Consider the following 24,443-nt stretch of genomic DNA (forward strand, 5'->3'; position numbering starts at 1 on the left):
ATGCTGTGATATTTTATATGTGTAACCGGTTACACATTGGAGTTGAACCTACACTATGACAACAATTAAAGAAGTCGCCAGCTTTGCAGGTGTTTCCGTAGCGACCGTATCCAGAGTTATTAATGAAACTGGATATGTACATGAGGATACACGGCGAAAGGTAGAGGCTGCTGTGAAGCAGTTAAATTACAAGCCTAATGAAGTTGCACGTTCTTTGTATAAAAAGAAATCCAGATTAATCGGCCTGCTGCTGCCGGATATTACGAACCCTTACTTTCCCTTGTTAGCTCGTGGGGTGGAGGATCGAATGCAGGAAAATGATTTTCGGATTATTTTCGGTAATAGTGATGAAGATCGCCAAAAAGAATTGGATTACATGGATACTTTTGTTCAAAATAATGTCGTTGGTGTTATTTCTTCTACCAATGATCCCGATGCCGATTGTTATGCCAAACTGAAGATCCCGGTCGTTTTTCTCGATCGAACTTCCAGTGACAGCCTCTCCGTATATGCAGATGGAGCCCATGGCGGTTGCTTGGCTGCTCAAGAAATGGTTGCCCGCGGCAGCAAACAAATTACAGTCATGCAGGGCCCTGCACATATTCGTCCAGCACAAGACCGTTTTCGCGGGGCGGTTGAAGAGCTTCAGCAATCCGGAATTGCTTACCATGTGGTCGAGACAACCTCCTTTTCGTTCAAGGAGGCCGAGTCGTGGGCCAAAGAGCTGTTTAGCAAGTACCCGGATACGGACGGAGTTATCGCAAGTAACGATATCGTGGCTACAGCGGTGATGCATGAGGCACATAGATTAGGAAAGAAAATCCCGGATGATGTTCAAATTATCGGGTTTGATGATATACCATTAAGTAGTTTGTTATTCCCGCCTTTGTCAACGATCCGACAACCTGCTTATGAAATGGGCTGGGAAGCAGCAGGGCTACTCATTCAGTTGATTGAGCAGTCGCAAGTAACGAAGTCAAGCGTACCTAATCTTCATTCGAAAGTACTTACCTATTCAAGCATACAATTGCCCGTCAAATTTATAGAACGGGAAACGACAAGAAAGGTGGATCATGATGGCTAAAATTTCAATTATCGGAAGCAGTTCTATGGATCTCGTAGTTACTTCGTCCAAACGTCCCGGTGCTGGTGAAACGGTATTGGGTGAAAGCTTTACAACCGTACCTGGAGGTAAAGGAGCCAATCAGGCAGTAGCCGCAGCACGACTCGGAGCAGACGTTACGATGATTGGACGTGTAGGGGATGACCATTTTGGAGAACAGATTTTACGGAATTTTGAAGAAAATCATGTTCATACTGGCTATGTGAAACCGGTTACACATATGGAAAGCGGTACAGCGCATATTGTACTAGCTGAAGGTGATAACAGTATTGTCGTGGTAAAAGCAGCAAATAATGAAGTGACACCCGCCTATGTGGAAGAAGCACTTGACGTCATTCGAAGTTCGGATATTGTGTTAATTCAACAGGAAATACCGTCGGAAACGGTTGTTTATGTAAGCGAAATTTGTGCGAAGTACCAGGTACCCTTGTTGCTGAATCCAGCCCCGGCTCGTGAAGTGGAAGAAAGCGTAATTGCAAATGCGACCTACATTACGCCAAACGAGCATGAAGCTGCCATTATGTTTAAGGATATGAGCCTGCAAGAAGCGTTGCGCAAATATCCCAACAAGCTGTTTGTGACTGAGGGCAGCAACGGTGTACGATTCTTCGACGGAGAACAGGAAGTCGTGGTTCCTACTTATAAAGTAGAAGCCGTTGATACAACAGGTGCAGGAGATACGTTTAACGCTGCTTTTGCAGTGGCATTGGCTGAAGGAAATTCGTTGGCAGACAGTGTGAAATTTGCTAATCGTGCTGCGTCATTGTCCGTAACCAAATTTGGAGCCCAAGGTGGAATGCCAACCCGACGTGAAGTGGAGGAGCAAATATAATATGAAGAAACATGGAATCCTAAACAGTCATATATCCAGAATACTGTCGGATCTCGGCCACACAGACTATATTGTCGTGGCTGATGCTGGCTTACCTGTTCCTGAAGGCGTTACCAAAATTGATTTGGCCCTTAAATTGGGGGTTCCATCCTTTCAGGACGTCGTTGATGTCATTGCAGCAGATATGGTGATCGAAAAAGTAATGCTGGCCGAAGAAATTAAACAAGAAAATGAACAAGCATTACAGTATATTATGCGCACCTTTGCAGGGGAGCAATTAGAACAGCCACAGCTTAATAAGCAGGCAGCCGTCATTGAGTTTTGCCCTCATGAACAATTCAAGGAGCTGACCCGGTATGCGAAGGCGGTCATTCGTACAGGAGAGGCTAAGCCGTTTGCCAATTGTATTTTGCAGGCAGGAGTTCATTTTGGATAAATCAATGTTGAATAAAAAGGAGGGTACAGCATGCAGATTCAAATGAAAGGAATTCACAAAGCCTTTGGAACCAATCAGGTACTGAGTGGTGTTGACTTTGATCTTCGTGAAGGAGAAGTACATGCCCTCATGGGTGAGAATGGTGCAGGCAAATCAACGCTGATGAATATTTTAATCGGACTGCATCGGCGAGATGAGGGAACGATCATCATTGACGGTCAGGAAACCTATTTTGCCGACCCCAAAGAAGCGGAGCAAAAAGGAATTGCTTTTATTCACCAGGAACTGAATGTGTGGCCGGAGATGACCGTGCTGGAAAATCTATTTATCGGCAAGGAAATGACATCCAAGTGGGGCTTACTAGACAGCTCCAAAATGAAAGCGCTAGCAAATGAACAATTCAGCAAGCTTTCGGTAAATCTTCCATTGAACGGTGAAGCAGGCGATTGTTCAGTGGGTCAACAGCAGATGATTGAAATTGCCAAAGCACTCATGACGGATGCTAAAGTTATCGTGATGGATGAGCCGACAGCCGCCTTAACCGAACGAGAAATTCAGAAGCTGTTCGAGGTTATTACTTCCTTGAAAAAAGATGGTGTTTCGATTGTGTATATTTCACATCGGATGGAGGAGATATTCGCGATCTGTGATCGGATTACCATCATGCGTGACGGGAAAACGGTGGATACTCAGGCGATTCCCGATACGCATTTTGATGAAGTTGTACGGAAAATGGTGGGTAGAGAGCTGACTGAACGCTACCCGGTAAGAACGCCTGCTTTGGGAGAAGTGGTGCTGGAGGTCAAAAATGCTTCGCATAAAGGGTTATTTGAAAATGTGAATTTCACTGTACGATCTGGGGAAATTGTAGGTTTTTCAGGCTTAATGGGCTCGGGACGGACCGAGATCATGCGGGCGTTATTTGGACTGGATGCTTTGGATCGTGGTGAGATTCATGTGCGTGGAAAAAAAGTGTCTATTCGTAAGCCGGATGATGCGGTGAAACTAGGGATTGGCTTCATTACAGAAGATCGAAAAGATGAGGGCTTGGTGCTGGACTTTTCCATCCGGGAAAATATGGTGCTGCCAAATCTGTTCAGCTTTACTTCAAAAGGATTTATTTCAGGTAAAAAAGAGCTAGATTTTGTTAACACTTTAATTAAGCGCTTACAAATTAAAACCCAATCGGGCGAAACAACGGTTCGCAGTTTGTCAGGTGGTAATCAGCAAAAGGTGGTTATTGCCAAATGGGTAGGTATTGGTCCAAATGTACTCATTCTTGACGAACCGACGAGAGGTGTGGATGTGGGAGCCAAGCGGGAAATCTACCAGTTGATGAACGAGCTGACCGAACGTGGAGTCGCGATTATCATGGTATCCTCGGAACTCCCTGAGGTACTCGGCATGAGCGATCGTATTGTCGTGGTGCACGAGGGAAAGATCAGCGGAGAGCTGAGCAGGGAAGAAGCCACACAAGAAAATATTATGACGCTAGCTACAGGAGGACAGTAATATGACAACTATGAATGAATCAAAAAGCAGCAAAGGCTTTCAAATGTCACAAATCACACAGAAGCTTGGCCCGTTGTTGGGACTCATTATTTTGGTAATTATCGTATCGGTCTTAAATCCCAGCTTTTTGGAACCGCTTAATATTTTGAATTTATTGCGCCAGGTATCTATTAATGCGTTAATTGCGTTCGGTATGACCTTCGTTATTCTCACAGGCGGAATTGATTTGTCAGTCGGCTCCATATTAGCACTATCCAGTGCGTTTGTCGCAAATATGATGCTGGCCGGGTTCGATCCTATTTTGGCGATTATCATTGGCTGTGCATTGGGTGGCGTGATGGGCATGGTCAACGGCTTGATGATTACGAAAGGTAAAATGGCTCCGTTCATCGCTACACTAGCAACCATGACCATTTTCAGAGGATTAACACTCGTTTATACCAACGGTAACCCTATTACAGGACTCGGAGACAGTCTGGTATTTCAATTGTTCGGTCGTGGCTATCAGTTCGGTATTCCGGTTCCAGCGATTACGATGCTCATTACCTTTGCTGTCCTATGGATCATTTTGCATAAAACACCATTCGGACGCAAAACGTATGCCATCGGTGGTAACGAGAAGGCTTCGATTGTATCCGGTATTAAAGTACCGCGTGTGAAAATTTGGATTTACTCTCTGGCTGGAATGCTTTCCGCGTTGGCGGGTGCTATCTTGACCTCACGTTTGAACTCGGCACAACCGACAGCGGGTACTTCTTATGAACTGGATGCCATTGCGGCTGTCGTATTAGGTGGAACAAGCCTCTCGGGAGGACGCGGACGAATCGTAGGTACGTTAATTGGTGTGCTTATCATCGGTACACTAAACAATGGCTTGAACTTGCTGGGGGTTAACTCTTTTTATCAAATGGTCGTAAAAGGGATAGTCATCGCTATTGCTGTATTGATTGACCGTAAAAAATCCGCATAATACACCTAATCTGCGTAGAAGGAGACACATAAATATGAAAAAGCTTATATTAATCATGACTGCCTTGCTGCTCCTGCTCATGACAGGGTGTTCCTTGGAACCGCCCGAATGGGCCAAACCTAAAGCGGCCGCGAACCTGAAGGACATTAAAATCGGCTTGTCGATCTCAACGCTGAACAATCCATTCTTCGTCTCTCTCAAAGACGGAGTTGTGGCAGAGGCCAAAAAACAAGGAATGCAGGTCATTGTTGTGGATGCACAAAATGATTCGGCGAAACAAAGTAATGACGTGGATGATCTGATTCAACAGGGAGTAAACGCGTTACTCATTAATCCGACAGATTCGTCGGCCATCTCCACTGTGGTACAATCAGCGAATGCATTGAACATCCCGGTTATTACACTGGATCGTTCTGCTGACAAAGGAGACGTAAAAGCACTCGTCGCTTCAGACAACGTAGAGGGAGGACGAATGGCTGCCAGATATGTGATTGATCAAGTTGGAAAAGGTGCCAAAGTGATTGAGCTGGAAGGTGTTCCAGGAGCATCCGCTACCCGTGAACGTGGGAAAGGCTTCCATGAAGTAGCAGATAAGGATCTGAAAGTCATAGCAAAACAATCGGCCGATTTTGATCGGACCAAAGGTTTGAACGTGATGGAAAATCTGCTGCAAGGAAACCCGGACGTACAGGCTGTATTTGCCCACAATGATGAAATGGCGTTGGGTGCTATCGAAGCAATCCAAAGCTCAGGTAAGAACATTCCAGTCATTGGTTTTGACGGTAACGAGGATGCGCTTAAATCAATTAAGGAAGGGAAACTGACAGCCACTGTAGCTCAGCAACCCGAGCTTATTGGACAATTGGCGGTGCAGGCAGCCAAGGATGTACTTCAAGGTAAAACCGTGAAAACATCAATTCCTGCTAAGCTGGAGTTGGTGGACCAATCGAAATAAAATGGGTACTTGACCCGACATATTAAGTCTTCGGACTGATGCAAAACATACGCATCAGTCCTTTTTTTGACTAATCTACGATGATGATACATACCACATAAATGGAAGTTTTTAATTTTTGTATTGTAAGAAGAGACGGTAAAAGATAGAATAACAATTATATGATAATGAGAATCACTATCATATTATGAATTGTATATATCTAAGGAGGACGTATATTGTGCAACAAAGGTACAGATTAAAATGGGAATCCACGCTTTGTCTTGTGGTTCTTTTGATGGTTGTATTGAGTGCATGTGGAAACGCAGCTAGCAACAACCAGACAAACGATAAGACCAGCACTAATGATCCTTCCGGGCAATCCAAAACGGTTGTCATGCGCGAATATACTGATGCTACTGGCAATAAGATCAGTATCCCTGCAAATCCACAGCGAGTCGTCACAACACAATATTTGGATGCTATGCTGGCCTTGGGAGTTAAGCCTGCAGGTGCTGCTTCCCATTTGTTAGAAGGAGAATATTTAAAAGGTAAGATTGACGGAGTTGCGGATATTGGGAACCCGACAAATGTAGAAAAGGTGCTGGAGCTACAACCGGACCTGATCATCACAACAGAAGATACCACGCCAGAAGTGAAAGAGCAGCTGGATAAAATTGCTCCAACCGTAGTCGTTTTGTTTGGAGATGGGGATGTATTTAAGCAACTGCGGGATATCGCAGCCGTGCTGGGTAAGGACAAGGAAGCCGAGCAGTGGATCGCTAGTTTCGACAAAAAGGCTGAAGAAGGTCGAAAGAAGCTGGCTGGAAAATTCAAAAAAGATGAAACGGTTACCATTTATATGACCTACGGTAAGGATGTGCTAAGAGTATATGGAGCGCGAAATGTAGGACATGTCATTTACCGTTCACTGGAATTGAATCCTCCTGAGTACATACGACAGAAGCTGGAAAATGACCCGAAGTTTAACTTTGTATACGATAGCATTTCAATGGAAAAGTTACCCGAACTGTCAGGAGACCGTATTATTATGCTGGTTTATGATGAAGCGACTAAGGACGGAATGCTTAAGCAAATTGAGCAAAGTGCACTGTGGAGAAATCTCCCGGCTGTCAAGAACCACAAAGTGTATTTCATCAAAGCCGACCCGTGGTTTACCTACTCACCGCTTGCTATTGACAAATCGCTGGATGAAGCCGTTAACATGCTTTCCATCGATCCTAAATAATCGCTCGAAATTAGAAAGGAGAAGCAATGACTATGCTTAAACGTTTTTTTGAATACTACCGTCCTTACCGGACTTTGTTCATCATTGATTTCTCTTGTGCCTTGCTGGCTGCACTGCTGGAGTTGGCTTTTCCCCTTGCAGTCAATCGGGTGGTCGATGATTTGCTGCCTAGCGGAAACTGGAAATGGATTTTATATGCCTGTCTAGCTCTACTCGGTATTTATGTCATAAGTGCTGCGCTGAATTACGTGGTTACCTATTGGGGGCACAAGCTGGGCATCAACATCGAATCGGACATGCGTAAAAAGCTGTTTGATCGAGTACAAAAGCAATCTTTTCGCTTTTTTGACAATAACAAAACAGGGCATCTCGTTTCACGTATGACCAACGATCTGATGGATATTGGGGAAATTGCTCACCACGGCCCCGAAGATTTGTTTATCGCATTGATGACACTGGGGGGAGCCTTTGGTATCATGCTCGGTATTAACTGGAAGCTGGCTGTACTGACTTTCATTATTGTACCCCTCATGATTTACTTGTCTCTTTATTTCAGCCGAAAAATGTCTGCTGCTTTCCATCGTATGTTTTCTGATATTGCGGATTACAACGCTCGTATTGAAAATAACGTCAGCGGGATTCGCGTTGTTCAAGCGTTCTCCAACGAAGCCCATGAGATGGAACGTTTTGCTGAAAATAATGGGCGTTTCCGTAAAACGAAGCTGATCGCGTACCGGATTATGGCCTGGAATTCCTCAATTAGTTTTATACTAATGAAGCTGGTTTCATTGTTTGTGCTTGTGTGTGGAACATGGTTTGTTATCGAAGGACAGATGACCTACGGGGAATTTATCGCATTTGTGATGTTGTCTAATGTATTCCTGGGGCCGATTAAACAAATTAATTCTGTCATCGAAACGTATCCGAAAGGGATTGCTGGCTTCCGACGGTATCTGGATTTACTGGAAAGTGAATCGGATGTAGAAGATCTGCCAGGAGCCAAGGCGGTTAGCCATCTTAACGGAGATATTCACTTTGCAGGTGTAACGTTTGGTTACGAGAACAAAGATAAGGTATTACGCAAAGTGGACCTATCTATCCATGCGGGTGAAACCGTAGCACTTGTGGGGCCTTCAGGAGCAGGTAAAACGACACTTTGCAGTTTGTTGCCTCGCTTCTACGATGTCGAGGAAGGCAGCATTACCATTGATGGGATGGATATCCGTGAAATGAAGCTGGAATCGCTGCGATCCATGATTGGTATCGTACAGCAGGATGTATTCCTCTTTGATGGAACGATTCGTGAAAATATCGCTTATGGTAAGCTGGATGCTTCGGAAGAAGAAATCTGGGATGCTGCTCGTCGAGCTCAGATTGAAGACCTTGTTCGCTCATATCCGGATGGTCTGGATACAATGATCGGTGAGCGAGGTGTGAAGCTCTCCGGTGGTCAAAAGCAACGTTTGTCTATTGCCCGGATGTTCCTTAAAAATCCGCCAATTCTCATTTTAGATGAAGCGACATCAGCATTGGATACAGAGACAGAAGCCGCGATTCAGCAGGCGCTGACAGAGCTATCCCAAGGCCGTACGACACTCGTTATTGCGCATCGTTTGGCAACGATCAAAAATGCTGACCGCATTATCGTAGTTGCAGATCAAGGGATTGCCGAGCAAGGCAGACATGAAGAGTTATTAGCAGTAAAAGGGGCATATAGCCGCCTGCACCAAGCTCAATATGGAACGTAAATAGGTCGATATGACGCCGTAAATAGAGAGAGGAATGAACGAGTTTGACAAAGAAAATGTGGATTGTGATGATGCTTCTGTCAGTCATTTTAGTTCTTACCGCCTGTGGTGGAAACGTAAAGCAGCCGGATGAAAAGCAGAATCAAACTTCTAATGAACAAAAATCAGAGGAAACGAAAACAGTCAAAACGATTCATGGAGATATTAAGATACCGGTTCACCCTCAGCGGGTTGTAGTGGATTTGTACCTGAATGATTTATTAGCACTAGGAATTAAACCTGTGGGAAGTGTTAAATATTATCTGGATAATCCGTTTTCGAAGGATCTTGTACAGGGAATTACAAGCATTGGAGACCGCGGAAGTGTATCCATTGAGAAAGTATTGACTCTGCAGCCGGATTTGATTCTGATTGGTTCCAAAGATGCTTCTGAATATGAAAAATACAGTAAAATTGCTCCGACCATCGTGATTCCTTATGGAACGTACAAGAATGTGCATGAGGAACTGACAGCTTTTGGTGAGCTGCTTGGAAAAGAACAGGAAGCCAAAACATGGCTTGCTCAATACGATCAGCGGATGCAGGCTGCACGTGACAAGCTAAAGGGAATTGTTCAGCCTGGGGATACTTTCACCGTAATGGAAGCTTCGGAAAAAGAATACTATGTCTATGGTGATAATTTTGGCAGAGGAGGACAGGCGGTATACAGAGGACTGAATTTGACACCTCCGCCGCTTGTCCAAAAAGAATTATTAGGTGAGACTCAATGGAAATCGGTGTCAAAAGAAGTCATTAATCAATATGCCGGCTCTTATATCTTTCTGACGGTTAACAAGGATTTGGGTGGTTACGAAGGAGACAGCATATGGAAATCACTGAATGCGGTCCGGCAAGGTAAGGTTTTTGAGCTCCAGGAGGATCGATATTGGTACTTCGATCCCATCGCTATTGTAGGGCAAGCTGAAGAAATCGCAGATATGATCGTCCAGCGGAATAAAGAGAACGCCGCACAGAAGTAGTCGCTTCGGTGTTGTTGGCAGCCCTTTGGTATTTATGCCGAAGGGCTTTATTTTTTCACAATAGGGCAGATCATTAGGCATTCCTCGAAATTTGCTATTGAAGCCGTTGCCACATTAATTTACAATAGTAAAGATTGCATGATAATAATTCTCATTATCAACATCATCTTCAACACAGTTCGTGATAGCTACATACTATTCAACAGTAAGGGTGAACAATAGTTATGAAATTATCAGAATCATCGGATAGCCCCGCTCAAAGTAATCATAACCAGTCGCCGACTCAATTCCACTCGCGACCTTGGGCGGCTTCGCTTATCCTGACAGCTGGGCTTGGACTTTTAGCGTTCGGTGTCGCGCTATCCCTATCTTTTGGTGCAGCCTCTATTAGGCTAGAAGAGGTATGGAACGCCGTTTTTCATTTTAAACCCGAGTTACAAAACCATCAAATTATTTGGGAAATCCGTCTACCTCGGATTCTGGGTGGGGTTCTAATCGGAGTTTGCTTTGCCGTAGCAGGTGCAATTATGCAAGGAATGACCCGAAATCCGCTTGCTGACTCGGGCTTGCTTGGACTGAACTCGGGAGCCAGCTTGGCGATGGCGATTTGCTTTGCCCTTTTTCCCGGATCTTCCTTTTTACAGTTAATGTTGTATTCCTTTGTTGGTGCAGCTCTGGCTGTTGTGATGGTATATGGTACAAGCTCCATATCCAAATCAGGTCTTACGCCAGTTCGTCTTGTATTGGCGGGTGCAGCTGTCACGGCATTGCTGTCTGCCTTAGGAGATGCGATCAGTTTGTACTTTAATGTTGGACAGGATTTAGCCTTTTGGTATGCCGGAGGGCTTAGTGGAACCAAGTGGGTTCAGCTCGGTATAGTTTTGCCTTGGGTTGTGGCAGCTTTTATCGGCGCTCTCATGTTGTCGCGCTCCATTACGCTGCTTAGTTTGGGAGACGAAATTGCGTTAAGTCTTGGTCAGCGAACTGGGGTGGTAAAGGTAGTCGGGATGATTCTTGTTCTGATTCTGGCGGGTGCAGCGGTGTCGTTGGTTGGTTCTATAGGTTTCGTGGGATTAATTATTCCCCATATAACCCGCAAGCTGGTTGGCGTCGATTATCGCTGGATTATTCCATGCTCGGCCATTATGGGAGCTTTACTCATTGTGTTTGCCGATCTGGCAGCCCGTATGATTAACGCACCTGAGGAAACACCGGTGGGCGTACTTATTGCCTTAATTGGGGTTCCATTCTTCCTTTATCTGGCACGTAAAGAAAGGAGGGCGCTGTAAGATGAATAACGTTACGAATGGGGCTATTGCCAAAGCTAGTCATCGTAAAAAAATCCATGATTGGATGGTTGTAATTATTCTGCTCGTATTGCTCATTGCTGCGTTCACCATAAGCGCGAATACGGGAACCATCCGGCTTTCGCCAATGGAGCTATTTAGAACCTTGTTTGGACAAGGGACTCCACAGCAGGAATTAATCCTCTTTGAATTCCGATTGCCGCGAATGGTTATTTCTCTTCTAATCGGTGCAGGTCTCGCTGTTTCTGGCTGCATCATGCAAGGGGTCTCACGTAACGGCTTAGCGGACCCTGGTATTCTGGGGATTAATGCGGGCGCCGGGCTGATGGTCATGCTGTTTGTATTGCTTTTTCCATCTATGCAAACTACGAATTCATTGTTTTTACTTCCCGCTCTTGCGCTGATTGGATCAGGAGCAGCTGCTATTCTCATCTACGCGCTTTCTTACAAGAAAGGCGAAGGAATTTCCCCGACAAGGCTACTGCTGAGCGGAATTGGCGTAGCGGCGGGTATCAGTGCTGCGATGATCATTATGACTCTTAAGCTGACACCTGAAAGCTACACGTTTGTAGCTAATTGGTTAGCAGGAAGCATCTGGGGCTCAAACTGGAAATTCGTAATGGCTCTGTTGCCTTGGCTGATTGTATTGCTTCCTTTCGCATACTACAAAGCAAATGTGATGAATGTGCTTAATCTGGGAGATCAGACGGCATCGGGGTTGGGTACACCTATCGAAAAGGAACGTATTCTCCTTCTCGCTGCTGCGGTTGGATTGGCCAGTTCTAGTGTTTCGGTTAGCGGCGGTATCGGCTTTGTCGGTTTGGTGGCTCCACATTTGGCGAGAAAGCTGGTGGGTCCGAAGCATAAAACGCTACTGGTAACCTGTGCTTTAGTCGGAGCACTCCTGGTCCTTGTAGCGGATACGATCACACGATCCTTACCTTTACAGAAAGAAATACCGACAGGTTTGATTGTAGCCATCATTGGTGCGCCATACTTTTTATATCTGCTGAGTCGCTCCAAAGGGTAACATCACGAAAGGATACCACCTGTCAATTAAAATAACCTTCAACACCACTAAGGAAGTGGGGCTGAAGGTTATTTTTTTCATTTGATTTAGCAGCCTTTCATCTCAACGGGAAGTATTCAAGGCATGAGAGGTTTGATGCAGCTCTCTGATCATTTTATGCAACGTGTAATTTTCCTGACGTGTCACGCCGTGTTGATTTTCCTGAACCAGCAACTGATGGATGTTTCGTTTTAGAATTTCACTTCGACGTTCCAGCATTTCGGTACTCATAAATAAATGAACACTCCCTTTGTCATGAATAAACCTACATTTTTGAAATGAGCATAGGCTGAATATAAGTTTGCCTTTCGACTTCTTTAAGTATATCGTGCTAGATGATCAAGGGAAAACGGAGCGAGACTGCAAATTACTTTTTCTCATCATCCATTCCGTGTCGACAGCGACTCACCCCATGAGTTCTTAGATATACTTCCTGATGCTGGCGATAACAGGGGATTAGTCGTAATTAACTTCATGTATATAATTTGACTAGCTCATGTTTTTTGATATAAACGGATTTAGTGTATTAATCCATTTAAAATTTTGCTGAAAGCTATGGAGGGGAGCAACTAGAACTGCAAAGGTGTATTCAATGCAATCATTGGTTTATTCTATATCAGCGAGTTCAGTTAACCAAATTTTGCAGTTCTAAATGTCGGAGTCATTACAACTACCTAATGAAAAGAAAAGAATAAGAGGCTATAACATTTTGGAAGTGAGGAGATACAATAATGATTATTTAAAAATCAAATGAAGAAATTGAGATCATGAGGGGAGCTGGCCGAATTACGACTATTCTGCCAGTCCGCACCACTTGCGTTTGAGGCCGAACTTTTCATGTCCTGTGTGTACGCCGTAGACGTATACTGGAAGCCATGATCCGAATGAAGCACGGCTCCGGATACGTCTATTTTGTGTGCATTCATAATACCAATTTCTTTATACCCCGGACCGAAAAGATCCGAAATGGTGGAGAAATAGCTGCTTTATCATCATTATTTGTATTGTGGATATACCGGCTGAACGGCTACCTGCTCAGGATCATGACCGAAGAACAACTGATTCGGCTTAACCTCCTGCACAATCTGCTGAATGCGGGTGATTGACTGGCGTGCCTGTTCACGGTCAAAGCAGTCAAACGGCACGTCGTTTGCGTAATTCTCCTGCGTGTAGGCAACATCAATCGTCAGCATGACCGGACCCGATTCCTTTGTTGTGACCAGCGCGGACTGATGACCCGGCGAATGACCCGGAGTATAGAACAGTTGCAAACCTGGAACCAGCTCATGATCCCCTTGAAGCAGTCGGTAATTCAAGTCCGCCTGCACGCATTCAGGTGGCGCATACTCCAGATTACCGATCGCAGCGTCTGCTTCGGTCTGCTGCACATAAATCGGTGTATTCGGAAAATGCGGATTGCCTCCAGCATGATCCATATGCATATGAGAGATTACGATGGCATGGATATCGTCCGGTTGATAGCCGATCCGATTCAGTACAGCCACGATACTATCATCGGCTGACATATGGGGAATGAAGCGCCCTTCAAACGGTGTACTTTTAAAATAATTTGGATTGTCGATAAACGAATCCGGCATACCGGTATCAATGAGAATCGGACCGTGATCTGTCTCCAGCAGATACGACCAGATTTGCAGGCGCACCAGTTCACCGGGCTGTGCATGATGGTTGAGTGAGGAGCGATCAATATCAAGCTGACCGATCGGTAACCAGTACAATTTGTTAATCATACAATCATCCTCCAATCTTAGTTTACATAATAATTATTATGTAGTTATGAATCAGGGTTTCGGCTGACAGAAAGTGATGTTTGTATTTTCGTTTGTAAGATCCGGGTGCTGGAGCCTCATGCTGTCGTTGTAATCTCACTCTTTCGAAAATTAATTTTTAATAGTTTAAATGATAAGGCATGTAGGCGTCCAGCAGAAATTTGCCCAGAAGCTGGATCACACGGTCATCATCTCGAAAATCGGTGAAATTCTTGGTGATCCACTGCTGCTATTGGGTGAAAATTACAATCAGCTAGCAGGCTATCATATGGAGATGGTGCACGCGCCGGAAGATGATCCGGATAGCGAGCTGGAAACTGCATATGATATTCATGTTTTGGCCACTATGGCGATTTTGACTGCTACCGATCGAGAGCAGCGCCCCAGCTTGCTGATGAAGTAGAGAAGTGGTGCTGCATGCAAGACTATTGGCTATTTAGTTTTGTTTTGGATATGAATGAATTACATTCGGAGAACTTTTCTTGAGCGTGTTTTAATTTGTCTACATTGTGGGATCGACCCCCTCTGACCCTATGCCACCCCGTTAAGTTCTTTGAAATGTCTGCTTGAAGGCGATACCAGGCTGGACAAGAGGGGAGCGCTTTATTTATACTTAAAAAGCGCTTAAAAAACAGCGTATAATATAAATTATACGCTGTTTAGGTTTAAAACGACTTTTAGAATCTCTCCTGCATAAGATGTCGATTGAATTGTCGATAAAAATCAGACGAAAATGATCGTTTTACAGTATATTTCGGAATATGAACTGAATTGGAGGCGAACGGGATGAAAAAAGAGTTGCGACATGTGGAGCTCGATACAACTGAAGAAACTGATGAAATATATACTGAGGAGCTGGAAGCTTTTTTGATCTGGATGAAGGATGCGGGATATACGATACATACGCAAAAAAATTATATGGGGGATGTAAAGCAATTTTTGCGCACGTTGCGTGAAAAACCACTCGATCAGGTGAAGAAGATTCATGTTATGTCGTATTTGTCTAAAGCGCGGGAGGGAGGCGCCGGAGATAGTACGCGGAACCGGAAGCATGCAGCGGTGAACAGTTTTTTTAAAGCGCTACAGGAATTTGAGTTATGCAGCACAAATCCGGCAGCGGGAATTAAGAAAGCAAAGACTGAAAAGAATCGTATGCCCGTCTATCTGGATGAAAAGGATATTCATCCGTTTTTGCTCGCGGTGGAGGGGAAATATGCAAATCGTAATATGGCTATTTTTCTGCTGATGGTCTACATGGGATTGCGGGTGGGGGAGGTTCATTCATTGAATGTCTCGGATTACAGCCGAGAAAGACGTACCTTAGATGTGTTCGGTAAAGGGCGTAAGTGGCGTACTCTCCCGGTACCGGAAGCCGTATGTGATTTTGTAGAGCATGCGTTGGAGGAAAGATTGACGCCGTGGAGAGGTAAAGAGGATGCGATGTTCGTATCCCAAAAAGGCCGCCGTCTGGCAGTGCGCACCATTCAACAGATCGCTACAGAAACGTTCGAACGATTCCAGCAAGATAAGAGTATAGATCGCCGGGAGGCTTATTCCAGCCATAAGCTGAGACATACATTTGCGACAATGCTATTACGTAAGGGAGCAGATCTGCGTACCGTACAGGAGCTACTAGGGCATTCATCCATTCAGACAACCACAGTATATACACATGTCACTGATCGGGAAAAAGAAAAAGCAATGGATAAGCTGGATATTCAGATACCAATATCAAGATTGTAAGTATAGCATGAAAGTTGAGATTAAATGAAAAATAGTTTACATAATAATCATTATGCAAACTCGTCAGAGGAAATTACATCCTGACTTGAAAATCACATCAACGGCTTTAGGTCATTATGATCATGAACGTAGTATTCTTTTTCATAGCGTTAGTTTTGTTTTTGATTGATTTGCTCCAACCTGATACTGATTAGCTGCCACCCAATCATTTTGCGCATACGATTCGATTTTGGTTCTGCAACAGCATTCTTCAATAGATTAGCCTCCTTATTTTAGCGATCATCTTATGTTAAGCATGAGAATAATTCAGAATAAGCTGGAAAGCAATAGTGAATTAAAGGTTAGTACGATATTACCTTGACAAAGGTAATATTTTACTGCAAAATTAGTGAAACAAATTTATAAATATGGTTTATAAAGTTGTTTTATGATGTTATAAAAAGAAGGTGCTATGTATGGAAAAAGCTAATACAAATTTAATTAAAGAAATAAATCTGAACCTGGTTCGCAAAGTATTGAAACAGATCAGTAAGACAACAAAACCCCAACTAGCCGCATTGACTGATTTAAGTGTGGTAACTATCAATACCCTTATGCAGGAATTGCTTAATAATGGAGAGATCTTTGAAGATGAAATCGTCCCTTCAAACGGAGGCAGGCATGCGTTAACCTATCGTTTTAATTATGAGTATAGTCTAGCACTGATTATACATATTAACGAAAAACAAGGGACAGATGTAGTGTGTACTACGGTAGTGAATTTAAATGAGGATGCTCTGATGAAAGAAGAGCATCCCTTTCAAATTTTTAATGCTACACAATTTTATTCCACGATTCAAGACATCATTTCCCTCTATCCTTCCATTAAAGTTATTGGAATAGGAATCCCGGGACAATCTGTAAATGGAGAAATTACAGTCAGCAGTCATGAAAGATTAAATGGAATTCGGTTGGCAGAGGATGTGCAAAGCAAATTTGGTTTGCCGGTTATTGTGGAGAATGACGTAAATGCCGCTGTATGTGGTTACGTCTATAGAGAACAAATAGATGAAGATCAATGTGTACTGGCTATTTATTTTCCTGAGAATTCTCCACCAGGAATGGGGATTTATTTGCGAAATGGGGTTTTAAAAGGCAAACATGGATTAGCTGGTGAAATCAAATTCCTTCCGTCGATAGTTTGGGATGAGAGCAAGGGAACGGAAGTTTTCTTCAATAGTATATGTGAAATTATTCAAATATTACAATCTGTATTTGATCCTGATCGAATTGTGATCTATAGAGAGAATATAGAAGAAGTGTCTTTCTTTCATTTTTTAGAATCCTACAAATCTAAACATAAGATGCCTTTGTATCCTAAGGTTATTTTCTCAGATTTATTTTATGAAGATTTTAAAACAGGGTTGAGAGGGTTAACTCTAAAAGAATTGGAACGTCCAATCATTGTCTTTAAATAATGTATATATGTGTAGTGAAGAGAGGGAGAGAAATGATGGCAACGTGTTGCCGCGATACAAAATCCCATAACCGAAATCCAATCAGACTACTCACAGAGAGATCACAATACTGTACAAGTTAAGAACATCCCCAAACAAAAGCTAATTCGAATGAAAGGAGTTAAGGACACGCTTATTGCTTTTTTGTTTTATTGTGGTGTGGAAGCCATGGTGGGCTTATGGGGAGCCAGCTATTTGGTAGGGGCCAGAAACATTACAGCCGAAACTGCAGCTGGCTGGATATCCTTATACTACGGTGGAATTACGATAGGCAGGCTTATTACGGGGTTCGTAACTTTAAAAATAAATAATCGTATGTTAATTCTGGCTGGCCAACTTACTGCAATTACAGGAGGACTCATTTTGTTGCTTCCTTTTTTATGCTGTTCAGTTCAGAACAAGTGAATCGTACATTGAAAAAGAGAACTTTGAACGGTTAACCCAAGATTATATCTTAAATCATAAACACCCATGACAATAACGTGCTTTTCTATAAATTATCACTTGACCTGAAACGCGTTTCATCAGCTAAAGTAAACGTGTAACCTAAAAGAGAAAGCGAGGGCACTCTATGATCTCACTGATTTTACTTTGCTCAGTTATATGGGGTGGTACTTTTTGGTGCTTAGCATTATCCGGGCAGCCTAAGGAAGTAAAACCTTACCGCTCCATCGATGATTTTTTTGAATAACTTTGTATGTCCACTTAATAAAGAGGCTTTTTTTACTCGCTTTATTAATATGTTTAATTAAATGGTTTAATAAGTGTACAGGGTATGTAATGCACCTATTAAATGAATGTTTGAAGATTTTAATAGAGATTTTGATGTTGATCCATGGAAAGAAAATGAAAAGCCGTAAATTAAACTTGGCTAATAAAGATCTTTATATATTAAGGGAGGATTTATATATGTTTAAACTGGTAGTAAGTGATCTGGATGGTACTTTTCTGAATAATAGTAGCACTTTTGATGTGGAATTATTTAATCAGGTGTATGGAGAAATGCAAGAAAATAATATTTCCTTTGTAGCCTGTACAGGCAAGCAGTGTGAAAGAGTAGAAGAATTATTTGGCGAGCACGGAAAAGGGATCTGGATCTTAGGGGACAGTGCTACGCGGATTAAAAAGGATGGAGTCGTCGTCAAAGAGTTTACGATTGAACGCAATTTAGCTTTACAAGCGATAAGAGACATCGAAAGTTTTTCCAATGATTTCATTATCATAGCATGTACAACGGCAGCAGCATTTGTTCATTCTTATATTCAAGACGAATACTATAAAATTGTGAAAGGCTCGTATAAAGAAGTGATTAAAATTGATTCATTTGATCAAATCAACAGTAGCTTTCTTAAAATAACTGTATATGATCCAACTGGAAGAAGTTCCTTATTAAGAAAACATGTTGAAAAGACTCTAATGGATCAAATTTATATCGTTGATTCTGAAGCAAATTGGCTGGATATTACAGCCCTTCATACCCATAAAGGGGAGACGGTAAGAAAACTCCAAGAGATATTGGGGGTTACTGAGGATGAGACCATATCTTTTGGAGATGGTGAAAATGATGTGGAACTTATGAGTATAGCAAAATATAGTTTTGCTATGAAAAACGCATGTGAGAATACTAAAAATGCTGCCAGTTTTATCACTAAATCCAACGAAGAAAACGGTGTCTTATTAACGATAAAAAAAATGATGGATTTACAAAAACAATAATATTAATTATCGTTATGGAGAGAAGACCCCAAATTGCCTCATGAAAGGACTATACGTAGCATGAAAAATAAAATACTGGTTTTTGATATTGGTGGCTCTTTTATTAAATTTAGTTTGTATTTTCAAGGTGAATTTATGTGCAAGGGGAAAGTTAAAACTCCATTGGACTCACTTGAGAATCTGCTTGTAGCTTTGAAGCAAATTCATAATCAGTTTATGGATGAATGTGAAGGTATAGCCGTCAGCATGCCAGGTATTGTGAATTCGGAAAGCGGTCACATGGTGCATGGCGGTTCATTAAGATATATAAATGATATAAATATGCTTGACGTTTTTAAGAAAGCGTTTCACAAGCCTGTAGCGATTGAAAATGATGGAAAGTGTGCTGCTCTTGGAGAAGCATGGCGTGGTTCATTACAAGGGATTACCGATGGTGTCGTTCTGGTCGTTGGAACAGGGATGGGCGGTGGAATCATCTCTCAAGGGAAATTGTTGAAGGGCCATCATTTATCAGCTGGGGAGTTCTCCTTCATTAGAACGAACAACGAAAATGCAGACAATGATGATTATCTGCTTGGTATGCAAGGGAGTAGTTTTGTTTTAACTAAAACCGTTGCGAAAGCCAAAGACCTTCCTGCAGATTCTATGACAGGTGAAAAGATATTCAAGTTCATTGAAGAAGGTGATGGCACGGTCCAAACGATTTTTCGAGAATACTGTAGGAACATCGCAACACAAATCATTAATTTGCAATCCATACTTGATCCTGAAAAGTTTGTAATTGGGGGAGGCATATCTGAAAATCCATTACTGGTTATTACCATTAGGGAAGAGCTAGAAAAGCTTTATAAGGATTCTTTCTATAATTTTGTGCGTGCAGATATTGAACAAAGTAGATTAGGCAATGAAGCGAATTTGCAAGGTGCTATATATAACTACAAACAATCCTATCATCTTGAATGATAACAAAAGTTATATTTCGATGAGCGCGGGATTGAGTATTACAAACAAATAAAATAACAATAAAAGAGCGTGCCTTAACTTTGGACACGCTTTTTTTGCATTACAGACGTTTGATATAGGAGCTTTATATAATGAAGCTGGATTGAAGGTTAGAAGCCAAGTTTTACATGAACTTTGGATGTCTGATTTATCTTGTCCCTCTCTAGTAAGAAATCATTAAGTTTACATAATATATATTATGTTTTTTTGTGTGGTAAAATCTGCAAGTGGATCACTCTTATCAAGTGTCCGCTTGCAGATTCAAGTTTCACTGACAATATAAAAGTAACTTATTTTTTATATTGAGAATATACGCATGTGTCTATATTTCATTTTCCGGGGGAGATTCAATCATCACTCCTTCGACATGCTTGCGTCCCAGCAGTTTTCGTTTTTTGCGGTTTTCCTTGGTTTCTAAAACAATATCCAGATCATAGTCGTCAGGATACAATTCAGTAGCAGCGATGTGAAGGGCGAGCCTCTTTTTGTTTATGGTTAGCTTCTGTCCTTGGATTAAAATCCCGACATTCCCCCGTTCATCCTCGGTTTTGTATACAATTCCAGTTCGATCCAGGTAGCCTACGTAAACACTATCACCAAGGGCAAATGGCTTGGTTTTGAGAGGAATTTCTTGTTTCCCCCGTTTTGTGACTGTACCGTCTAAAGCCGCTTTTTTAGGGAGAGGCTTCTTTGCATCATCAGACTTTTCATCATCTACAGAAGGGGGAATAACAAAGGATTCATGTGTATTCCGAGACGCTCTACCTGCAGAAATGGCCTCAGAACGCTCGATAATACGTGTCCACATGCCCAGCTTCAAGGCAATTGCATATGCGTAGCTTTCTCCGGCCTCTCCAATGCGAAGTCGATACAAAGGTTGTAGCGTTTCGGTATCAAACTCCATACGAGCATTCTGAAATCCCGGTGTGTTTTCAGCAAAATGCTTGATTTCGCTAAAGTGGGTTGTAGCCACTACTGTCGCCCGGCGACGGTGGAATTCTTCTAGCAACGCGATAGAGAGGCCTACCCCTTCTCCCGGATCGGTACCAGATGCCATCTCGTCAATCAGGATCAGAGTAGAGTTGCCCGTCGTTTCTAAAATGCTAATCATGTTGCGGATGTGTGCAGAAAAGGTGCTCAAAGCATGTTCAATGCTTTGTCCATCCCCGATGTCAACCACAATTTCCTCGAATACTGCCATTCGGCTGCCATGCAAAACAGGTACCAGTAGCCCAGATTGCACCATTAATGTTAATAGACCGACGCTTTTGAGGGCCATCGTTTTTCCGCCTGTGTTCGGTCCGGTGATGATGAGTGAGGAATATCCTTCACCAATTGAGAAATCAAGCGGCACCATGGTATTGGACATCAACGGGTGACGTGCACCTCGGATGTCTATAATCCCGTCAAGATTAAGTTCGACAGGGACAGCATCCAGAGTCATGGCGTATTTGGCTTTTGCCAATAAAAAATCCAGTGCACCTACCGTCTCTGTATTGATGCTTAGTTCCCGGTTGTATGACTCAGCCATTGCCGTCAGGTCTCCCAGCACTTTCATTTCTTCTTTTGACTCTTCTGCCATGTTCGCGCTCTGATCGAATTGCAGATTCGTGATCTCGGCAGGTTCAACGTAAACCGTTTGACCACTTCCCGATTCATCCAGTACATTGCCTTTCACTTGTTTACGGAATTCTTTTTTGATTGGAAGCACGTAACGGCCATTGCGCTGACTAATCATATTTTCCTGCATAATGGATCGGTGACGTCTGGTGAGAGAGTCAAGTTTCCTCTTGATACGTTCTTCAGTAACCGCAATTTTTTTGCGAATTTTAGCTAGTTCTTTACTGGCGATATCCGTCACACGTCCCGAATGAATACATCTTTCGATTTCGGATAGAAGTGGCTCCATGCTATACATGGAAGATGCATAAGCGCTGACGGTTGGAGCAGCGTCCGCCTTGGAATGCATATATTTTATTAGTTGAATGCAGCTTCTAATGAATTGGGCCATATGAGAAAAATCGAGCTCGCTGAACATATACCCGGTTCCGAGCAGATGAAGAATGTGCTCCATTCCTTCCAACGAAGGAACAGGGACGCTTGCTCCATGGCGAATGATCTGTAAGGCTTCGTTCGTTTCGTCAAGACGAATCTTAATTGTACGGATATCAGCAATTGGCCGCATAGAAGCAGCGTGACGCTTACCCAGGTAAGAAAAAGCACATTCGGAAACTCTTGTTTTAATTTGATCATATTCCAAACGCAGCATTGTAGTTTCGTTCATGAATAAATCGCTCCTTTAGTTGTGTAGTGTCAGGATTTTGGAAACCTTGCTGTTAAAATAAAAAAGGGCGGAGAATGAACAAAACGTTCATTCTCCGCCCTTAAGGAAAGAGGGAATTATCATCAAATAAGCCTGTTATGCAGCTTTTGTAGTTCCGAGTTCCGTGTTTCCAATTTATTCACGCAACAGCTCTTTTCTAAGCTATTTGGATCGAATGGAAGACGTTTAAAGGGAAGTTACAAAATCTGAAAACAAAAAAACCGCGCTGAACACAGCACGGAATAGGGCCTGGATGAAGATAATCCCGAAGGCGATTTATGATATCCGCATGTTCTTAACTAATATCAGGGTAACAACACGGCAACAAACAAACCTGTCCCCGAAGGGTACAAGCGCCTGATGATACTCCCTGAATATGCAATTGCTTAGTTAAGAACGTTCACCGACATCAAAATCTCTCCCTTAATTGAAGATATAACCATACTATACGATTGGACAGGCGTTGAAGTCAAGGTCGACTTCTTTAATTCGATACAATGGTGATCATAAAAATAACATAATATATATTATCCTGAATTTCGAAAGCCCGTAAGATCAAAGAAGCCAGAGACTCACCGCTCAAAAAACCTGTAAGAATCAGGGTGTATTAACAGGGGGAATATTCCAAAACGGCTTACCAGCACGTAGATTCCGGAAGAATTCCAGACGAAACCTTGCAATCGTGTAGCCCCTATGAACCGGTTCGCAGCAATCTTGTTTGAATCGCTCGTACAGGTTATAGGCCAGTAATTTGACGAGCAGGTCAATTTCATTGGCTTCAAAAGAGCCCGTGGCGATTTTATCGATGGCAAATCCGCACTTGGCTTCCTGGATGTAGTTTTCCATACAACACCGCTGGTTGTAAAAGCGCCACAAATCGATGGATTCCCACTCCAGGCTCGTGACGATCGCTTCATACTCCCAATCGGTATCCAGCAGGAGACAAGCTTAGTCGTCCTGAACGACTTTGCCTTGCGGATGACGGCGACCCGCCGTGGTTTCTTCCAAGACGTGGCTTGGTACCAAAGGGCGATGCCTTCAATGATCCAGTCTTCGTCCACGTAACGTTTCCAATACCGACAAGCGGCCACTTCAGCCGCCAAACGTTTGGTCCATTTCATTTTGCCCACATAGCCGATCTGCCGTCCTTTCCAGAGCGAATAGAAGTCTTCGCCGCCAAAGCCCTTGTCAAACCGGGCGTATTGGACCGGGTGCTGACCTAAGAGGTCAAAGGTCTCTTTCAGAAAAGGGGCGGCCTCGGTGGACGAGTGAACGTTTCCTGCCCGTAGCACGGCATTCAGGCAAAGGCGGGACTGTCCTTCAAAAGCGAGCAAGGGATGATAGCTTTTGCGCCCCGGCTTATGGGCATTCACGCCTTTCGCCGCTTGGGCCTGATTGCCGTAGACCGTCTCCACGGTCGAATCCAAATCGAGAATGAGCTTGGAGGGCAGACAAGGCCGGATCACTTCGAGGTTCACTTGCCGGAGTTCCATTCGTACATTAGGATTCGTTTTTCCCAGCCGATCCAGTTCCTTGTACAGAAGCGAGTGGTGTGGACAGCGTCCACCGAGAAACCGCTGAAGGAGGGAGTCCTTTTGCCATCGGCGAAAGTGAAACAGACACTCACAGCCCAGTATCCAGCCGACGATGAGGTATAGCAGAATGCGGTGCACTGGGAACAGCGCATTGTGAGCTTTGCCTCCGGTTAAGGTTTGGAGCACAAGGCTCAGTTTAATTTTTTCGAGATAATCGAGGAAGATCTTGCTTCCTCCGATGTTTGTGGACTGGTTTAGGGAAAATTAGGTCTTGATTTTATGGATGGGTGTGGTAGACTTCACCTAAAAGGTGCTCCTCTCTTTGGGTGATTTTGTTCTCGACAAACACCATTCTACCAAAGATTTGAGCCCTTTTTTTATTTTTTATAGAAGGTTACTTTCAGGATAATGTACAATTGGTTAAAAGGTAAATTTCCTAATGCATTTGTGGAATTTGAAGTGTATATCCCCACTACAAGGCAAATAGCAGATATTTATGTTAAGCATCAAGATGGGGAGTATGAGGGAATGAAAAGGGCTTTTGAATTTCAGCATAGCCCCTCTTACCATTGCCCAATGGGAAGAACGTCATAATTTATTTGAGTCCGTTAGTATTCAAGATTTCTGGATCTTTGATAA

At 43.1% G+C, this 24,443-nt stretch carries 21 protein-coding genes and 2 pseudogenes; 18 read left to right on the forward strand and 5 right to left on the reverse strand.

Going from position 1 to position 24,443, the window contains the following annotated elements; translation table 11 throughout:
• The first annotated feature begins 55 nt into the window (after positions 1-55).
• The 11 genes from MKX59_RS13560 to MKX59_RS13610 all read left to right on the forward strand — a co-directional run bounded on the left by MKX59_RS13560 (position 56) and on the right by MKX59_RS13610 (position 12,160).
• Positions 56-1,084: a LacI family DNA-binding transcriptional regulator gene (locus MKX59_RS13560; protein ID WP_053325576.1), complete on the forward strand. Its 1,029-nt coding sequence runs from the start codon at positions 56-58 to the stop codon at positions 1,082-1,084.
• Positions 1,077-1,955, forward strand: a complete 879-nt coding sequence (rbsK, locus tag MKX59_RS13565) for a ribokinase (RefSeq protein WP_068942581.1) — start codon at positions 1,077-1,079, stop codon at positions 1,953-1,955. Before MKX59_RS13560 ends, rbsK begins: the two co-directional genes overlap by 8 nt.
• Before the next feature lies 1 nt (position 1,956).
• A complete protein-coding gene (gene rbsD / locus MKX59_RS13570) occupies positions 1,957-2,391 on the forward strand; it encodes a D-ribose pyranase (protein WP_023988928.1) in 435 nt (144 codons plus the stop codon).
• A gap of 30 nt (positions 2,392-2,421) precedes the next feature.
• Entirely contained in the window at positions 2,422-3,903 is a 1,482-nt protein-coding gene (locus MKX59_RS13575) for a sugar ABC transporter ATP-binding protein (RefSeq protein ID WP_023988927.1), read from the forward strand.
• A 1-nt stretch (position 3,904) separates the two neighbouring features.
• On the forward strand, positions 3,905-4,873 hold the full coding sequence (locus MKX59_RS13580; RefSeq protein WP_013310465.1) for an ABC transporter permease subunit: 969 nt from the start codon (positions 3,905-3,907) through the stop codon (positions 4,871-4,873).
• 34 nt (positions 4,874-4,907) lie between these two features.
• Positions 4,908-5,828 (forward strand): ribose ABC transporter substrate-binding protein RbsB, encoded by a 921-nt coding sequence (gene rbsB, locus MKX59_RS13585; protein ID WP_023988925.1) that lies wholly within the window; start codon positions 4,908-4,910, stop codon positions 5,826-5,828.
• Between the two features lie 220 nt (positions 5,829-6,048).
• Complete coding sequence (locus MKX59_RS13590; RefSeq protein ID WP_023988924.1) at positions 6,049-7,056, forward strand: ABC transporter substrate-binding protein; 1,008 nt, start codon at positions 6,049-6,051, stop codon at positions 7,054-7,056.
• Between the two features lie 32 nt (positions 7,057-7,088).
• Positions 7,089-8,804, forward strand: a complete 1,716-nt coding sequence (locus MKX59_RS13595) for an ABC transporter ATP-binding protein (protein ID WP_023988923.1) — start codon at positions 7,089-7,091, stop codon at positions 8,802-8,804.
• Positions 8,805-8,872: 68 nt separating this feature from the next.
• Complete coding sequence (locus tag MKX59_RS13600) at positions 8,873-9,823, forward strand: ABC transporter substrate-binding protein (protein ID WP_371918004.1); 951 nt, start codon at positions 8,873-8,875, stop codon at positions 9,821-9,823.
• A 224-nt stretch (positions 9,824-10,047) separates the two neighbouring features.
• Positions 10,048-11,112 (forward strand): FecCD family ABC transporter permease, encoded by a 1,065-nt coding sequence (locus tag MKX59_RS13605; RefSeq protein ID WP_023988921.1) that lies wholly within the window; start codon positions 10,048-10,050, stop codon positions 11,110-11,112.
• 1 nt (position 11,113) lies between these two features.
• Positions 11,114-12,160, forward strand: a complete 1,047-nt coding sequence (locus MKX59_RS13610; protein WP_076265286.1) for a FecCD family ABC transporter permease — start codon at positions 11,114-11,116, stop codon at positions 12,158-12,160.
• A gap of 102 nt (positions 12,161-12,262) precedes the next feature.
• Here MKX59_RS13610 and MKX59_RS13615 read toward each other — a convergent pair whose 3' ends face one another.
• From MKX59_RS13615 to aiiA, 3 genes are all read right to left on the reverse strand, one after another.
• The gene (locus MKX59_RS13615; protein WP_007432475.1) at positions 12,263-12,430 is read right to left on the reverse strand and encodes a hypothetical protein; all 168 of its coding nucleotides are present in this window, start codon (positions 12,428-12,430) and stop codon (positions 12,263-12,265) included.
• Between the two features lie 515 nt (positions 12,431-12,945).
• Entirely contained in the window at positions 12,946-13,125 is a 180-nt protein-coding gene (locus MKX59_RS13620) for a hypothetical protein (RefSeq protein ID WP_143757869.1), read from the reverse strand.
• A 69-nt stretch (positions 13,126-13,194) separates the two neighbouring features.
• The gene (aiiA, locus tag MKX59_RS13625) at positions 13,195-13,950 is read right to left on the reverse strand and encodes a quorum-quenching N-acyl homoserine lactonase AiiA (RefSeq protein ID WP_028541676.1); all 756 of its coding nucleotides are present in this window, start codon (positions 13,948-13,950) and stop codon (positions 13,195-13,197) included.
• Positions 13,951-14,119: 169 nt separating this feature from the next.
• Here aiiA and MKX59_RS13630 point away from each other — a divergent pair, with 169 nt between their 5' ends.
• From MKX59_RS13630 to MKX59_RS13655, 6 genes and pseudogenes are all read left to right on the forward strand, one after another.
• Positions 14,120-14,392, forward strand: coding sequence for a hypothetical protein (locus tag MKX59_RS13630; RefSeq protein WP_028541675.1), 273 nt, complete (start codon positions 14,120-14,122; stop codon positions 14,390-14,392).
• 383 nt (positions 14,393-14,775) lie between these two features.
• Complete coding sequence (locus MKX59_RS13635; RefSeq protein ID WP_076295085.1) at positions 14,776-15,732, forward strand: tyrosine-type recombinase/integrase; 957 nt, start codon at positions 14,776-14,778, stop codon at positions 15,730-15,732.
• 455 nt (positions 15,733-16,187) lie between these two features.
• On the forward strand, positions 16,188-17,189 hold the full coding sequence (locus MKX59_RS13640) for an ROK family protein (protein WP_068942569.1): 1,002 nt from the start codon (positions 16,188-16,190) through the stop codon (positions 17,187-17,189).
• Positions 17,190-17,225: 36 nt separating this feature from the next.
• A pseudogene (locus tag MKX59_RS13645) lies at positions 17,226-17,603 on the forward strand (MFS transporter); the annotation flags it as partial.
• A gap of 534 nt (positions 17,604-18,137) precedes the next feature.
• Positions 18,138-18,944: an HAD-IIB family hydrolase gene (locus MKX59_RS13650; protein ID WP_340858482.1), complete on the forward strand. Its 807-nt coding sequence runs from the start codon at positions 18,138-18,140 to the stop codon at positions 18,942-18,944.
• 60 nt (positions 18,945-19,004) lie between these two features.
• Positions 19,005-19,907: an ROK family protein gene (locus MKX59_RS13655; protein WP_023988912.1), complete on the forward strand. Its 903-nt coding sequence runs from the start codon at positions 19,005-19,007 to the stop codon at positions 19,905-19,907.
• Positions 19,908-20,268: 361 nt separating this feature from the next.
• Here MKX59_RS13655 and MKX59_RS13660 read toward each other — a convergent pair whose 3' ends face one another.
• Complete coding sequence (locus MKX59_RS13660; protein ID WP_069080620.1) at positions 20,269-22,230, reverse strand: endonuclease MutS2; 1,962 nt, start codon at positions 22,228-22,230, stop codon at positions 20,269-20,271.
• A gap of 693 nt (positions 22,231-22,923) precedes the next feature.
• Positions 22,924-24,107 (reverse strand): annotated as a pseudogene (locus MKX59_RS27600) (IS1380 family transposase); the annotation flags it as partial.
• 105 nt (positions 24,108-24,212) lie between these two features.
• Here MKX59_RS27600 and MKX59_RS27605 point away from each other — a divergent pair.
• A complete protein-coding gene (locus MKX59_RS27605; RefSeq protein WP_069080621.1) occupies positions 24,213-24,398 on the forward strand; it encodes a competence protein CoiA family protein in 186 nt (61 codons plus the stop codon).
• The last annotated feature ends 45 nt before the right edge of the window (positions 24,399-24,443 follow it).

It is taken from the genome of Paenibacillus sp. FSL R7-0340 (genome assembly GCF_038002205.1).
GTDB lineage: Bacteria > Bacillota > Bacilli > Paenibacillales > Paenibacillaceae > Paenibacillus > Paenibacillus polymyxa_B.

Coding starts and splice junctions, on each gene's coding strand:
- MKX59_RS13560 (WP_053325576.1), top strand. CDS start 56: ATGACAACAATTAAAGAAGTCGCCAGCTTTGCAGGTGTTTCCGTAGCG.
- rbsK (WP_068942581.1), top strand. CDS start 1,077: ATGGCTAAAATTTCAATTATCGGAAGCAGTTCTATGGATCTCGTAGTT.
- rbsD (WP_023988928.1), top strand. CDS start 1,957: ATGAAGAAACATGGAATCCTAAACAGTCATATATCCAGAATACTGTCG.
- MKX59_RS13575 (WP_023988927.1), top strand. CDS start 2,422: ATGCAGATTCAAATGAAAGGAATTCACAAAGCCTTTGGAACCAATCAG.
- MKX59_RS13580 (WP_013310465.1), top strand. CDS start 3,905: ATGACAACTATGAATGAATCAAAAAGCAGCAAAGGCTTTCAAATGTCA.
- rbsB (WP_023988925.1), top strand. CDS start 4,908: ATGAAAAAGCTTATATTAATCATGACTGCCTTGCTGCTCCTGCTCATG.
- MKX59_RS13595 (WP_023988923.1), top strand. CDS start 7,089: ATGCTTAAACGTTTTTTTGAATACTACCGTCCTTACCGGACTTTGTTC.
- MKX59_RS13600 (WP_371918004.1), top strand. CDS start 8,873: ATGATGCTTCTGTCAGTCATTTTAGTTCTTACCGCCTGTGGTGGAAAC.
- MKX59_RS13605 (WP_023988921.1), top strand. CDS start 10,048: ATGAAATTATCAGAATCATCGGATAGCCCCGCTCAAAGTAATCATAAC.
- MKX59_RS13610 (WP_076265286.1), top strand. CDS start 11,114: ATGAATAACGTTACGAATGGGGCTATTGCCAAAGCTAGTCATCGTAAA.
- MKX59_RS13615 (WP_007432475.1), bottom strand. CDS start 12,430: ATGAGTACCGAAATGCTGGAACGTCGAAGTGAAATTCTAAAACGAAAC.
- MKX59_RS13620 (WP_143757869.1), bottom strand. CDS start 13,125: ATGAATGCACACAAAATAGACGTATCCGGAGCCGTGCTTCATTCGGAT.
- aiiA (WP_028541676.1), bottom strand. CDS start 13,950: ATGATTAACAAATTGTACTGGTTACCGATCGGTCAGCTTGATATTGAT.
- MKX59_RS13630 (WP_028541675.1), top strand. CDS start 14,120: ATGATAAGGCATGTAGGCGTCCAGCAGAAATTTGCCCAGAAGCTGGAT.
- MKX59_RS13635 (WP_076295085.1), top strand. CDS start 14,776: ATGAAAAAAGAGTTGCGACATGTGGAGCTCGATACAACTGAAGAAACT.
- MKX59_RS13640 (WP_068942569.1), top strand. CDS start 16,188: ATGGAAAAAGCTAATACAAATTTAATTAAAGAAATAAATCTGAACCTG.
- MKX59_RS13650 (WP_340858482.1), top strand. CDS start 18,138: ATGTTTAAACTGGTAGTAAGTGATCTGGATGGTACTTTTCTGAATAAT.
- MKX59_RS13655 (WP_023988912.1), top strand. CDS start 19,005: ATGAAAAATAAAATACTGGTTTTTGATATTGGTGGCTCTTTTATTAAA.
- MKX59_RS13660 (WP_069080620.1), bottom strand. CDS start 22,230: ATGAACGAAACTACAATGCTGCGTTTGGAATATGATCAAATTAAAACA.
- MKX59_RS27605 (WP_069080621.1), top strand. CDS start 24,213: ATGTACAATTGGTTAAAAGGTAAATTTCCTAATGCATTTGTGGAATTT.